The 13,578-nt window shown below is 51.0% G+C and carries 8 protein-coding genes and 1 tRNA gene; 2 read left to right on the top strand and 7 right to left on the bottom strand.

Translation table 11 applies throughout. The features are described 5' to 3' along the window. Positions 1-81: 81 nt before the first annotated feature. Complete coding sequence (locus Q0L26_RS03665) at positions 82-1,551, top strand: alpha-amylase family glycosyl hydrolase (protein ID WP_296647558.1); 1,470 nt, start codon at positions 82-84, stop codon at positions 1,549-1,551. A 68-nt stretch (positions 1,552-1,619) separates the two neighbouring features. Here the strand turns inward: Q0L26_RS03665 and Q0L26_RS03660 are convergent, their stop codons facing one another. From Q0L26_RS03660 to Q0L26_RS03635, 7 genes are all read right to left on the bottom strand, one after another. Next, a complete protein-coding gene (locus Q0L26_RS03660; RefSeq protein WP_296647555.1) occupies positions 1,620-7,277 on the bottom strand; it encodes a hypothetical protein in 5,658 nt (1,885 codons plus the stop codon). Positions 7,278-7,493: 216 nt separating this feature from the next. Then, positions 7,494-7,584: transfer RNA gene (locus tag Q0L26_RS03655), tRNA-Ser, on the bottom strand. A gap of 79 nt (positions 7,585-7,663) precedes the next feature. Next, on the bottom strand, positions 7,664-9,139 hold the full coding sequence (locus Q0L26_RS03650; RefSeq protein ID WP_296647553.1) for a cryptochrome/photolyase family protein: 1,476 nt from the start codon (positions 9,137-9,139) through the stop codon (positions 7,664-7,666). Beyond that, entirely contained in the window at positions 9,140-9,277 is a 138-nt protein-coding gene (locus tag Q0L26_RS07135; protein ID WP_366518393.1) for a DUF2256 domain-containing protein, read from the bottom strand. 9 nt (positions 9,278-9,286) lie between these two features. Continuing rightward, complete coding sequence (locus Q0L26_RS03645; protein ID WP_296647550.1) at positions 9,287-11,032, bottom strand: hypothetical protein; 1,746 nt, start codon at positions 11,030-11,032, stop codon at positions 9,287-9,289. A 93-nt stretch (positions 11,033-11,125) separates the two neighbouring features. After that, a complete protein-coding gene (locus Q0L26_RS03640) occupies positions 11,126-12,520 on the bottom strand; it encodes an MFS transporter (protein ID WP_296647549.1) in 1,395 nt (464 codons plus the stop codon). 107 nt (positions 12,521-12,627) lie between these two features. Beyond that, positions 12,628-12,978, bottom strand: a complete 351-nt coding sequence (locus tag Q0L26_RS03635; RefSeq protein ID WP_296647546.1) for an iron chaperone — start codon at positions 12,976-12,978, stop codon at positions 12,628-12,630. Positions 12,979-13,012: 34 nt separating this feature from the next. On the opposite strand from Q0L26_RS03635, the gene Q0L26_RS03630 reads away from it, so the two are divergent. Beyond that, entirely contained in the window at positions 13,013-13,531 is a 519-nt protein-coding gene (locus tag Q0L26_RS03630; protein WP_296647542.1) for a heme-binding protein, read from the top strand. Positions 13,532-13,578: the final 47 nt, after the last annotated feature.

Here is a 13,578-nt window from a genome sequence, read left to right as displayed (position 1 = left end):
TATTCCTATATCATTAGCGAAGAACAATTGGTTTCGTTGCGCGCTCTCTTGAATCTGAAAGCGCTGACAAATGGAGGAAAAATGACTGGTGCGAGCATCCTGGTTTATGCCGAACGCGTTGGCGGCAACCTTGGCGAAATCGAAAAATTGCTTGCCGGCCCACTGAAAGATTTCAACGGCATCCATGTTCTGCCCTTCTTTCACCCGTATGACGGCGACGACGCTGGCTTCGACCCAATCGACCACAAGATTGTTGACCCACGCCTAGGCAACTGGGCTGACTTCAAGCGCATTTCACAGACTCACGAACTCACCGCAGATCTCATTGTTAACCACGCGTCAGCTCTCTCACCAGAATTTATCGACTGGCAAGAAAAGGGCGATGCTTCTGACTACGCCGGCCTGTTCCTAACTTTCGACACCGTGTTCCCAGATGGTGGCACCGAAGCCGGCATCACATCTTTCTACCGACCACGCCCAGGCATGCCATTCACCGCATATGAAGTTGCTGGCAAGCGCCGTTTGGTGTGGACCACCTTTATGCCTTCTCAGGTTGACATTGACATCAACCACGAAAAGGGTCAGGCATACCTAAAGAGTGTTCTTGAGGCATTGCAGTCGGGTGGCGTAAAAGTTGTTCGCCTTGATGCAGTGGGCTACGCAGTTAAGACCCCAGGCACTGACTCGTTCATGACGCCAGAGACTCTAAAGTTCGTTGAAGAAATCACCGAACTGATTCAGTCATACGGCATGCGCGTGCTAGTTGAGGTTCACGCCCACTACACACAGCAGCTAGACATCGCCCCGCTGGTCGACTTGATCTATGACTTTCAGACTGCACCGCTACTTTTGCACTCATTCTTCACCGGCACTGTTGACCGTCTAAAGAACTGGTTCGAGATTCGCCCAGATAACTGCCTAAACGTTCTTGACACTCACGACGGTTATGGCGTTATTGATGGCGGCCCAATCAACGGTCGCCCAGGGCTAATTACCCAGGATGAAATGGCATTCATTTTCAAGAAGGCTGAAGAGAACACCAACGGTCACTCAGCAATCGCCTCGGTGATTCCACAGTGGTTTAGCTTGCCTCACCAAATCAACGCAACCTTGCCAAACATCGTCGCCGACGACACTGCTTACACAATCATGCGTGCAGTGCAGTTCTTCTTGCCAGGCGAGCCTCAGGTTTATTACGTAGGTCTTCTTAACGGCCAAGATGACGTTGAGCTCTTCAATAAGACCGGTCAGGGTCGCGATGTTAACCGTCACAACTACACCCCGGCTGAGATTGAAGTTGCTTTGAAGCAGCCAGTAACCCAGGCCATCATTGCTCTTGCCCGCCTGCGCAAGCTGCCTGTGTTCGAAGGTCAATTCAGCTATGAGGTCACCGGCGAAGACTCAATGCGTCTAGGTTGGGTTAACGGATCAGACTCAATCGAACTTCGCTTCTCAACTGCTGTTGGGGCAGCCAAGTTCGAGATCTCAGTCAGAGATGGCTCTGGCACTCGTAGCTACGACTCAGTCGAAGCGCTGGGTTCAGCACAGTAATTCAATAATTTAGCAAATAAGAAACCCCGTTTGGCACTTGGCCAAGCGGGGTTTCTTAATTGTGGTTCTTAGCTCGTGCGAAGGGTAATTACTGCAGTTCGCTTCTGGTCACCGACAGAGACCTGAGTCTTTGCATTGGTGCGCTTCCAGACATTCTTCACGGTTACCTTCAAACCAGCGGTAATCACCTTTGATGGAGTGAGCACACAAGACTTTCCTAGGTATGTCTTAGTCTTGGCAACCGACTGGCGGGTCTTGACTCCATAATCTGCTGGAGTACATGTGTAGGTGCTGCCTACTTTCTTCCAGCCGGCCGGAACAGTCGCTGAAACTGAGGAAGGCACTGAGAACGTGGTCACAATTGAGCCAGCGTAAGCCGAGGTAATGCTCGGAGTCAGCGTGATTGCAGTGACCTTTCCAGACTTGACGGTTGGCACATACTTGACCTTGAATCCACGACCAAAGTTCATGGTCTTGGCCACTGTAAAGCGAAGGCCGCCTTCAACTGAGGCCATGGTGTCACCAGGCAAGATCGCACCGAAGACACCATCGCCGATAACTGCACCCGGGGTATCAACGACTGGGGCTGATGGGTTCGCGATCTCGATGGTGGTGCTTACCAAGGTTGCAGGAGCATATGTTGCATCTCCAGCCTGAACCGCGGTAACCACACAGGTTCCAAGAGTTAGAGCAGTCAGCATGCCCTCGTCGTCGATGCCACAAACCTCATCGCTGTCGGCGGCAATCTCATAGTCAACAGCAAGACCCGAGGTTGCAACGGCGTTGATCTCGGTTGGGTCTTCGACCAACGGCAATGTTGTTGGAGTAGCAACATCGAATGCCACGGTCTGCGGTGTCTTTGCGAACACGAAACTGAACGGTTGAGTCTTTGCTGAGTTGCCAAGGCCCTTAGCTACGGTCACGTTGATGGTACAGGTGCCACGAGCGACACGAGTTACCACACCTGCCGATGAGACAGTACAAACCGCTGAAGTTGCAGTGGCGTAGGTGACTGTTGATGGCAGTCCGCCGCCTAGAACCGCAGTGGCTCCAACTGAAACCGTAGATGTGTTGTGATCATAACTTGCTGCCAAAGTGGCATTGATCACTGGAACATCCAAGGTGTCAATGTATTGAACAGCGCTGGTACCGGCGATATCAACACCGGTTGCACCTGACTTGATCGTCACTACAACTTGGCCAGCCTGATAGGCCGTGCCGACCTTCTTTAGCTGTGCCACTGTCGGGAGAGACACGGTAACGCTCTTCTTATCAGCACTTAGAACCACCTTTGATGCTGCGATGGTCACAGGTGCAATCAAGACGTTTGAACCGGTTGCGTTGCTAAACACCACAGATGTCTTCGCGGTCGTTAGCGCTGATTCGAGCCTGAAGGTTACTGAACCAGTGGTTCCCTTTAGAACGCGAGGCGCGGTAGTCATCACCGGTGCCACCGCTTCTGCCGGTGGAGTGTAAACGGTGAACTTTGATAGCGGTCGATAGTTAGACGTATTCATTTCATCGGTGAGCAGCACCTTGCCAGATGGGAGCAAGTAAGCGCGACCTGGCGATGTGTCGATTGCACGGTCTTCGCCAGCTGTATATGCGCCAGTCGACGGGTTCAACTTCAATGTTGAAATGCCACTGAACATAAATAGCACCTTGCCGCTGGCAAGAACTACTGCAGATGCGCTGTGAAGAGAACGCGGTGCTGCTGAACCGAGTGGAGTACACGCAGTTGCGGTACACACCTCTGCGAGGAATGAGTTCGGAACTCCTCCGACCATGGAAACAGATGCAGAGCCAGCAATCAAGACTCGACCGCCACCCAATGAAACCACAGTTGAAGCTCTTCGGGTAGAACCTAAGGTTGGTCCAGCGGTGAATGTATTTGTTGCTTCGTCGTAGATTTTGGTAGCCGAAGTGATATTTGAATATCCGCCCGTTACCAACCACTTGCCGCCACCGAGATCGGCGATCGATGGGCGCACTGCGCCAGGGCCAGTCGAAATAGCAGTGAATGTTCCCGTTGCTGGGTCAAAAAGCTCGGCGTCGGTGTAACTAACCGGCGTACTCATGTAGTTTCCGTCGTCACCACCCATGATGAGCACCTTGCCATTGGCTAGCAATTGAACAGCTGCACCGTTGCGGTGTTTGGTCATGTTGCCTGTGGTGGCAGTGAAGAGACCAGTTGCATTGTTGTAGATTTCTGCTGTGGCCAATCGCTGGCTCGAGCTGGTGTCTGGATTCCAATAGCTTCCAGCTGCAATCAGCACTTTGTCGCCCTGTAGCGGCGCAACGATAGCACCGTCTCGAGCTGTTACAGGTGCACCAGTGGTGAAGGAGAAAGTACCGGCAACTGGGTCTGAGCCAGGGTTGAAGATCTCCTGCTTTCCACCATTGCTTCCTGAGTTACCAGCGATGAAGAATTTACCGCCAGACATGGGCACCGTGGTTTTTTGACCATAGAAACCTGTGGTTCCGTTGGTTGTGTTCACAAACGGAGAAGGTGCACATTCAATCGGGTCATCACCGGCAGGCAATGCAGATTCAAAGCTGTCCCACGTCACGTTGGCAACACCAGCTACATCGCTCTTGAAATAGGCAAAATACATTTCACCAGATGACCTGTTTGCACCAAAGTTGTTGAAGACAACTCCGCCGTCAGCAGCATTACTGTAACTGCTAGCTAAGTTGGTCATCTCAACAGTTACACCCATAACGGTCGATCCAACACGATCGGTAGTAGTTCCAGGGTTCACCAGAATTCCGATTGGAGTTACCTTTTTAGGTGCAGGAGTGGAGCCTGAACTGACACCGTTGACAATCGAGTAGGCAGCGAGATACCTACGACCAAGCGCTCCTTCGACTACTCCAACTACCTGAGAAATAGCAGCCATACATGAAGGGCCAGCCACGGTAAGGCTTCCAGCAGAACCAAAACTTGAATCCCAGGTTCCATCTGCCTTCAATTTGAAGTAGGTGGTGCTTGACATGCCAGAGTTATTACTGAGGTAGGTCTCGCCATCTAGGCCAGCAAAAGTCTGCCCAAATGCCGGTGGGTAGTTTGACATGTTGTCATAGGTTTTGCCGGTTGAAACCTTGGTTACGGCACCATCGTCAGCAATCTGGAACGCGTAACCGGTTGATGAAGCTGCATTCCAAGAACACATTGCGCTTGCCATGCTTGATGCAGGGTAAAGCAAGGTCGCTACCTTGCCGGTGGTGCCGCTCGCTGCAGCAAAGCTTGCCTGCAGACTGCCCAAACATGGCTTGGCTCCAGAAGCTTCAAGCTCGGCAGCGGTTGGGTCACCAAGTAGCGAGCTGAAAACCTCAACAGTGTTATCAGCACTTACAGTTACCAATACGGGCATGTTGTTGATGGAGCCCGCTTGAGTTGCAAAAGTATACGGAACGTAGCAGTTGGCTAAAATCATCGGTTCCGATGCGCTTGTCGAAATAAGCTGCGGGGTGCCGGTATTACGTGCAGTGTTGTACTGAGTTGGGTTCGCGTTTGTAAACTGCGCAACACACATCGAAGCCAAGTCGCTGACTGTGTATGTAAGAGTCTCAGACGTGGTGGCTGAGGTTTGCGAAGTAATTCTGATCACGCCTGTGCTGGAGAAGTACTCCTGCACGGCCCACTTGACATCAGCACCCGAACCAAATGTAGCCAAAGTGATGGTCCTTAGGGAGTTCTCTTGAGCAAAGTCTTGAACACCGCCAGAGCCCAAAGTGGTGTCAATCGTTCCATCAGCCAGTAGGTGAACGATGCTCACTGCGCTGGCGGCTGATGTACCCGACTGAATTGCATAGAACACGCCACCCTGGCCGTCAGCAACGCTCTTGCGCGGTCTTGCCGATCGAAGCAGAGCAATCGCTGATCCGCTGCCGGTGGTTGAAATGTGAGCGTAACCAGGGCCAGTGCCAGTTGGTGATTCAGCTGGCAAGGTTGCGGTTGGCGCGAGGTCGCTTACAAGCACTGCCGGGTGAGAAATATAAGGTGTGGTTGTCGCTACTGGAGCAACGCTCAAAGTGGATCCGGCAGCGTTAGTTGATTTGATTCGTGTGGTGTAGTACTTGCCGGTCTCTAGACCTTCATAAATGGCACAAGACAATGTGTTATTCGCCGAGAGTGCGCTGCTCGGTACACAAGTGGCAACTGGAGAAGTGGATGCCGATGTAGCGGCTGCTAGCGAAGCATCGGCTGTCGCACCAGCCCAGATCTGAGCTTCTATCGAATCAATGCCGAGAACCGAGGCGCCGGTTGACCAGCTGACGCTCAATCCACGGTGGAAAGCACTTGCTGTTGAGGCCTTCAAAGCTCGAGGTGCTTGTAGAGCAACTGAACGCATAACGCCCGATTTGTAAGTACTGGTTGCGGCGTCATACATGTATGAGCTGAGACCCATAAAAATGCCGTTAGAAGTTGCAGCCAAGGCTGACACATAACCGAGTCTGCGTTCAATTCCGATGTCAAATGTAAAACCGGTGTAAGTAGTGTTCGAAAGCGCGTAATCGGTTCGAATCTTGAAGTGAGTTGAGTCAGTGACAGCAATTACAGTAGCCCCGTTGAAGCTTGAAGGGTACATTCCTGTTCCCGAGAAGCTGCCCGAGTTTGCCCTGTCGCCTACTGCCACATTAATTGCGCTTGAGGTAACTACATCGAGCGTAGTTTTGTTTGAAATCGCGTTGACAGTATCAAGAGTGATTGTAGAAACTGGTGCAACAGCGCCGGTCGGTTGAACAGCAACTTCTGTGGTTGCCCAGTCAGTGGCTGCACCTTTTACTAAACGGTGAACTTTGCCTGATTCAGCACTGGTGCCGTAGTTGATTGTGTAAAGAAAATCACCAGTTGCTTGATCAATAGCAAAGTTAGGATCGGCGTCTCGGGAGCTTGCTACGGTCGCAAGCTCATCCATTGACCCGGTGGCCTCGGTTGGGGTCGTAATCTCAAAGAAACGCGCAGCCAAAGTGCGAGGGCTCTGCCATGGAATGCTGATTGCAAACAGGTCTCCGTTTGCATCCTTGGCAAATCGTGCCGGCCCTTCATTTGTAGGAGCTGTAACAAAAGTTGACTTGGTTGTAGAGTATTGGCCGTTTCCGTCTAGCGGCACGGTCTCAATAGAACCAGTCGAGTAAGTTGGTGCGGTGGCGAGCAATAGACGTCCGTTTGAAGCAATAGCAATGTCGGTGTAGTAGACATAAGTGCCTATTGAGCTGCTGTTGGCAACTACCGTACCGGTCAAAGAAGTAGCGCTGGTGTCTGAAAGTGAAAACTTAACCACGCTGTTGTTTGTGCTAGAAGCACAGTTAAGAACATAGAGATCGTTGCCAAAAACTGTCATGGCAGTTGGATTAGCCAATATTGTGACTGAGTCGCCAAGTGCTGCCCGAGTGCGGCATGAGCTCGTCGAATAGTCATCAATGTTTGGATCCACGTCAACTAGCAAAGTTGGAGCAATCGAAGCATCGGTTGCACTCGCGCGGAAAAGCTTGCCGCTGCTGTTGCCGCCATCGAGCATGTAAATGAAGCCGTCTTTTTCGACCACTCGATCAACTGACCCGGTAGAAAGTAGAGTTACTCCACCAACCTGGCGAGCATTCGTTGTGGTCGCGCTTGCTGGAGCCGCAACGCCAGCAACTAAGCCGGCGAATGACAGGGCAAGGGTTGCAGCGACTGCAGCTACTCGCTTTGATACTCGGATGAACTTCAAAGACAACATGTAAAAACACTTTCTCTATTACTTGCGGCATGGCTCGGGCGCCCCAATTTGGGCACAGTACAACCAGCAAAGTTCAGGATAGAGTTCGGCATTTTTGAAGCTACTTGAATTTGGGGTTAACCCCACATAGTGCAAACACGGGCCAGAAACGGGTTCATGAAACTTCGGTTAAACGAAAAAATACCCCGTCAAACCTGACGGGGTATTTGTTTAGAGCGGAGACGAGAGGATTTGAACCTCCGAGGGACTTTAAGATCCCTACCTCATTAGCAGTGAGGCGCACTCGACCGGGCTATGCGACGTCTCCTAGAACTTGATTAGTTTAGCCGAAATAATTCAGTTCTAGAAAGTCAGCCTCTGGGCTGGTGAATTTTGTGCACAGCCGACTATATGATTCCTTGCTCGAGGCCATTGATTACTGATGCTGCCCTTGCCCGAACTTCGTGCAAGTCGCCCAGTCGATTTAGCCCAGCAATCTGCTGACTCATCCGATGATTTTTCGCGAACAAATCTTTGTGCCGATCGAGAAAATCCCAGTACAAAGTAGTGAATGGGCAGGCATCATCGCCGATTCGCTTTTTCGGGTCATAGGCGCAACCTTTGCAGTGCTGGGTCATCCGATTCAGATAGGCGCCGCCGGCAGCATAAGGCTTAGTCATTAGCGTTCCGCCGTCGGCATGAGTTGCCATGCCGATAATGTTTGGCACCATTACCCATTCATTTGCATCCACGAAATTTTCACGCATCCAGTCAAGAAATTCTTGAGGGTTGACGCCGGTGGTCAGGGCAAGATTACTCAGCACCATCAAACGTGGAATGTGATGAGCCCAAGCCCGAGTCTCAATGTCAGAAACCACAGAGCGCACACAGTTCATTCGTGTTTTTGATGAGTCGGTGAACAGGGGCAGCAGTTGGCGATTTGCACTTAGTTGATTTTGTTCGCGATAGCTCTCGCCAAGAAACCAATACATGCCATGGATGTATTCGCGCCAGCCAATTATTTGCCGAATAAAAGCCTCGACAGACTGAATGGCAATTGCGCCTGACTCGTAGGCGACGACCGCTGCTTCAACGACTTCGCGCGCATTCAATAAGCCATTGTTCAGATATGGGCTTAGAAGCGAGTGATGAAGCGCCCAGTTGTCTTCAGCAATAGCGTCTTCATAAGGGCCAAAGCTTTGCAGGTGATTAGTGATGAAGTTATCTAGTTGAGCCAGAGCGCCTGCCCTGGTTGTCGCCCAAGTTTTGCTCGGCTCAAAGTTCAATTCGGCAGCTACTTCGGCGTCGATGACATCACGCTCGTGCAACAGGTATGGCGGCCACACATAATTTTTTGGAGGTGGCAGGCGGTTCTCAGAATCGTAATTCCACCGGCCGCCCTCAGGGTCACTGCCGTTGACCAAAACGCCTAATCGAACACGTTGGGCCCGATAGAAGTTCTCCATCACAAAAGTTTTTTGACGCTCTGCCCACATAAAAAAGTGCTTGCGAGTGGTCATGAAAAAATCATTTTCAACGAACTCGACGCCAAAATCTTTTAGCTGTTGATACTGCCTGAAAGAAGACGGCTCGGCACAATGAAAAGTTGATTCAGCCACTAGATTGGTAGCTATTTGCTTTAGGCCTTCGATGGTGCTTGAGGCTTGGATGTAGTGAACCTCGAAACCCCGCCTGCGGGCCTCTGCTGCAAAATGCCTGGCCGAAGCAATCAGAAAAAAGAGCCTCTCTTTATGCCAGGGCCGGCCGGTTACCATTCGTTGGCTCTCGACCATGGCTATGACATCAGATGCAGGGTCAGCGCCCTTTAGAACTCCGAAGTCGAAGTTCAGGTGATCAAAAGGCACATAGAGAATTCGAGCCATTTAGCCCTTGCACTTCTGCGAGCAGAACTTCACATTTGCCCAGTCTCGCTCCCATTTTTTGCGCCATTCAAACGGCAAACCGCAGCGCTCACAAATTTTCGGCGGGTGGCCATTCTTGGTCTGGGCTAATCGGGGCATGCCCTTACTTTAACATCCGCCCTCAACAGCGTTTCCGAATCCTTTGAGAACTTCAAGATCGTTCATGTATCCGAGCCCATAGCCAGTTCCAGGATCGGGGCTTCCCATGTATTCCTCATCCCGGGCGTCAATCGAAAGGCACATGTGAGCGCGATCAGAGTTAGTTAGGTCTAGGCGATTTGCAACACCTGGCGAGCTTTCGACCACGGTAATGTCGACCGGATATTCATAACCGGCGAGAATTTCTTTGACGAATTTTGGATCGGTTGGGTTGCGATCGGGTTCGGCCAATCGGGCTTGGCCAAATGCTTCGAGCAAAGCGTTAATCTCAACCGTGCCCTGAGAAAGGCCTCCGTTACCTGCATCAGCAGGGCTTGAGTTATAAGTCGTTGCGATTGAAAAGTCGTAACCCCAGGTGTTTGGAACCTCAGACAGTTTGCCGGCTTTCATCAACATGAGCTCGAGTTGTAATGGGCTTCTTGCCCCAAAATTAGCCGTTCCCGAAATTGTGAACCGAGGCGAAATTGCCTCATATTGCTGAACTTTCAGACGGGGGTATTCATCCATGGTTTTGGCACAGACCGATGCAGCCTCAACACCATCGCCGAGAGGCAGAGTTTCGCCATTCTCACCTGCCGAATAGTTGTCTAACCCAAGGTTGAGTCCATAACTAATTACTGCCTCACAGGTTTCGAGAATGGCAGGATCCTCGAGTTTGTAAACCCCAGTGCGCCAAAACGAATTCACTTCTTGACCGCAGCCGGCATCGAGGCAAGAACTGAACTCGTCGATCATTCCGAAACCAGCTGGGAGAGGCTGGTTCTGCAAATAATTCATTGTCTCGTAGGAGTCTTTTTGCTGTGACACAAGCTGGCTGGCTGCCGCATTAGGGCCTGCAGACAAAGCCAAAGGTGTTGCAAATGCTCCCGGAAATATTGCCAGGTTTGCGATCGTAAAAATTGCGATTAGGCGCATTCGGCCTTTTGGATACCTTGCCCGAGCCTTGATAGCAATAATCATGAACACAAGCGCAATGAGGTCGATTACAAATATGTCGAGGAATTGAGCCAGTCCCAGCATCATGCTTGATGGATACATGCTCGATCCGAGCGTAGAGAACCCCGGATCACTTCTAAAATCGTTGTAAAAACTTATTTCACCAACAACATTGATTGCTAGTAAAAGGCCAGTTATGACCAACGGAACCATTCCAGATTTAGGGTCTGTTGTGATCTCTGGTTTGTTGTCGACCTCTAGTTCAGCTTGGACAGCCGGCGGCGTGTTCTCTGCGAGTCGATACTCTCGATTCAAGGCCCGTGCGCGCAGGTGAATATATGCGCCGGCAAAAATTGGAAAGACTACGGCGAAACCAGGCAACAACATCTGAATTGCCATCAGCGAGCCAGGAATCATCACTACTGCGCCAGCGGTCACGATGGTTCCGACTATTTGTTGAAACGCCCAGATTGCTCGATATTTGGTTCTCGCACCTTCAGGCGACAAAGTGGCTAATTTCTTGGATGAGCGATAAAGCCAGATCATGCCGGGAGCGGCAATTAGGTCTGCAATTAGTGTTGCCAATGGGCTAAATAAACCGTTGCCAGCGAGTGCATGGCTAAAACTTAGATCGCCATTCGACGACTGCATCGCCAAGACTTGAAAGAAGCCAGCAATCGTGATTCCTGTAGCTGAGGCCAGAAGAATTAGCGCGAGTTTATAGAGCTTGATCTGCTTTTCAATTTGGTTATTCGTCATTTGCCTAAAGCCCCCTGACAATCATTTCTTGATGTCAGGTTAGTGGCTTACCGCAAAAATTTACTAGAAGCTTTTTAATATCTAATTTTGTTCTTAGTCGCCCAGCTGAAGTTTCTTTGGCAAGACAAAAACCAGAACAATAGCCAGTGCGATAGCGCAAAGAATCCCTCCGCCGAAAACGGCAATATTTGCCTGCTTCGAGATCGCCTCACCGGCCGAAAGCCCACCAACTTCAACTACTGCGGCCAAGGCAATCAGAACACTAAGGCCAAGTGAGCTGCCGAGCTGAACAGCCGTGCTGACTATGCCCGAAGCCACTCCAGAATCCTCAGCTGAAACTCCAGCTATTCCCGCGGTTGTCAAACGAATGGTTGAGGCCCCCTGGCCAATACCCACTAGCACCATCGGCACAGCCACCTGCCACAGATAAGACCCATTGGCAGTGAATTGGCTAAGCCAAATAGTGCCAATCGCAACAGTTGCTAAACCACCAGCCAGAAACGGTGTGTCACCGAAACGGCGAGAGAGGCGCGGAACAAAGAATGCAATTGCAAAACTAGCGAGCGTCATCGGCAAAAAGGCTAGTCCGGTTTCGAGTGGATTCAATCCTTTTGCAACCTGCAGGAACTGCGAAACGAAGAACCAGAATGCCGCCATTGACCCCACAAATAAGGCTCTGGCTAGGTTGGCTCCTGAGCGTTGAGCGCTCCTAAACAGTCGCAGCGGAACCAGAGGCGTTTTTACCTTCTTTTCTACCTGGATGAATGCTCCGATTGAGATGATGCCGACCAGCAAAAGCATCCAAGTGATGTTTTGTTGCCAGCCTTCTTCAGCAGCAAGAATTAGGGCATAAACAATTGCGGTCATGCCGACGGTCGAAAGCGCCGCACCCCAAACATCGACGCGACCAGTTTGTCTTGGAGTTTCAACCAGGTAAGCGCGAGCGGCAATCATGAGGGCGATGCCCAGGGGCACGTTAGCAATAAACGCCCAGCGCCAGTCAAAAGCTTCGGCTACCCAACCGCCCAGAACCAAACCTAGGCTCGTGCCGATGCCGGTGATCGAGCCATAAATGGCCATCGCCCTGCCTCGTTCTGGTTGCACCGGAAAACTTGTGCTGAGCAGCGCCAAAGTCGAAGGCGCTAGAACAGCAGCGCCCACGCCTTGAAGTACTCGCGCCACAATCATGACTTCGGCTGAAGTTGCGAGGCCCACCAAAAGTGAGGCACCCATGAAAAACCCGAGTCCCCCGATGAACATGCGGCGACGGCCAAAGAGATCGCCGATGCGGGCACCGAGCAAGAGTAATCCGCCAAAAATCAGCGTGTATGCATTCTGAATCCAAGAAAGCGATGCAGTACTGAAACCCAAGTCAGCCTGGATGAGCGGAAGGGCTGTTATGGCAATCGAAAGGTCGACCACCAGCATCAAATAACTGAGCGCGATTATGCCCAAAACCAAGTTGGGGTGCTTCAGTTGTTCAGACATGGAAAAGCTTTCGAATCGAGAATGTGTCGAAAGTCTATTGCTTGATTGGTTTTGAAAATGTGGTTTTTGTTGCCCTCAGCAGGTGACGCTAGTACCCCCTTTGAGCCCTACTTTGAGAGTTCAGCCAAACGCGCCTTTAGCAACTTTGACAGCAATGTCTTTGGCAAGGGCTGGTCAATCGCAAATTGGAATGAACTTTTTGAAGTCACATAATCGGCCAGATCAGCGGCATGCTCGATCATTACATCGGGGCTCTGCGGCGAGAAGGTCAAGTGATTTTTAAAAGCACATAGCCCCACGGCATATTTGCCCTTGAATTTGAACTGAGGTGAATTCCAGGCAATTACCTGTTCAAGCGATGGTTCAATTTCTAGGATGCTCTGACGCACTGCCAAAAGAGTAGAGCGTTTGGGTTCATCCTGTGCCTCAATGTAGGCGGTAACTTCATCAGCAGACATGTGACGATTGTATAGTTTCGCTCAGGAGGCAAGAATGGCTATTGAGAAACCCGCATACCGAGCGATCGGTTCAGGCTTCGGCATAGAGCTGCGCGACTATGACGAACATTGGCTTGCTGAGTGTGACGTAAGTGCCACGGCAGATCTTCGAATTGCATCGAACCGTGCGTTCAACAATCTATTTAGATACATCAGTGGCGAGAATTCTGCGGCGCAAAAAATCTCGATGACATCTCCGGTGCAACAGGTGCCCAGCGAGCAAGGATGGAAAGTTTCGTTTGTGGTTCCAAAGCAGGTTGCCGCCGATGGCATCCCGACTCCCGCAAATGTAAGTATCGAACTTCGAAAAGTTGAAGGTGGTCGTTTTGCCGCCCTGCGCTATAGAGGAGTCTGGAATCAGGAAATTTTCGAAGCCAAAAGTGTTGAGCTTCTAGCAGCGGTAACAAAATTTGGACTCAAGCCCGTTGGGGAAATTTCGAGTGCAATTTATAACCCGCCACTGACACCGCCTCTATTCAGAAGAAACGAAGTTTTAGTTCGGGTATCCGACTGAAGCAGGTACCAGCGGTGCCTGCCAAATGACGGGCGAAGTGCCTTGAG

The sequence above is a fragment of the Rhodoluna sp. genome, assembly GCF_024641065.1.
In the GTDB taxonomy this organism is placed as follows: domain Bacteria; phylum Actinomycetota; class Actinomycetes; order Actinomycetales; family Microbacteriaceae; genus Rhodoluna.
This window is presented reverse-complemented; position numbering and strand designations above follow the sequence as displayed.

What these genes read in the sequence shown, in the direction of transcription:
- Q0L26_RS03665 (WP_296647558.1), top strand. Translation starts at nt 82, where the DNA reads ATGACTGGTGCGAGCATCCTGGTTTATGCCGAACGCGTTGGCGGCAAC.
- Q0L26_RS03660 (WP_296647555.1), bottom strand. Translation starts at nt 7,277, where the DNA reads ATGTTGTCTTTGAAGTTCATCCGAGTATCAAAGCGAGTAGCTGCAGTC.
- Q0L26_RS03650 (WP_296647553.1), bottom strand. Translation starts at nt 9,139, where the DNA reads ATGGCTCGAATTCTCTATGTGCCTTTTGATCACCTGAACTTCGACTTC.
- Q0L26_RS07135 (WP_366518393.1), bottom strand. Translation starts at nt 9,277, where the DNA reads ATGCCCCGATTAGCCCAGACCAAGAATGGCCACCCGCCGAAAATTTGT.
- Q0L26_RS03645 (WP_296647550.1), bottom strand. Translation starts at nt 11,032, where the DNA reads ATGACGAATAACCAAATTGAAAAGCAGATCAAGCTCTATAAACTCGCG.
- Q0L26_RS03640 (WP_296647549.1), bottom strand. Translation starts at nt 12,520, where the DNA reads ATGTCTGAACAACTGAAGCACCCCAACTTGGTTTTGGGCATAATCGCG.
- Q0L26_RS03635 (WP_296647546.1), bottom strand. Translation starts at nt 12,978, where the DNA reads ATGTCTGCTGATGAAGTTACCGCCTACATTGAGGCACAGGATGAACCC.
- Q0L26_RS03630 (WP_296647542.1), top strand. Translation starts at nt 13,013, where the DNA reads ATGGCTATTGAGAAACCCGCATACCGAGCGATCGGTTCAGGCTTCGGC.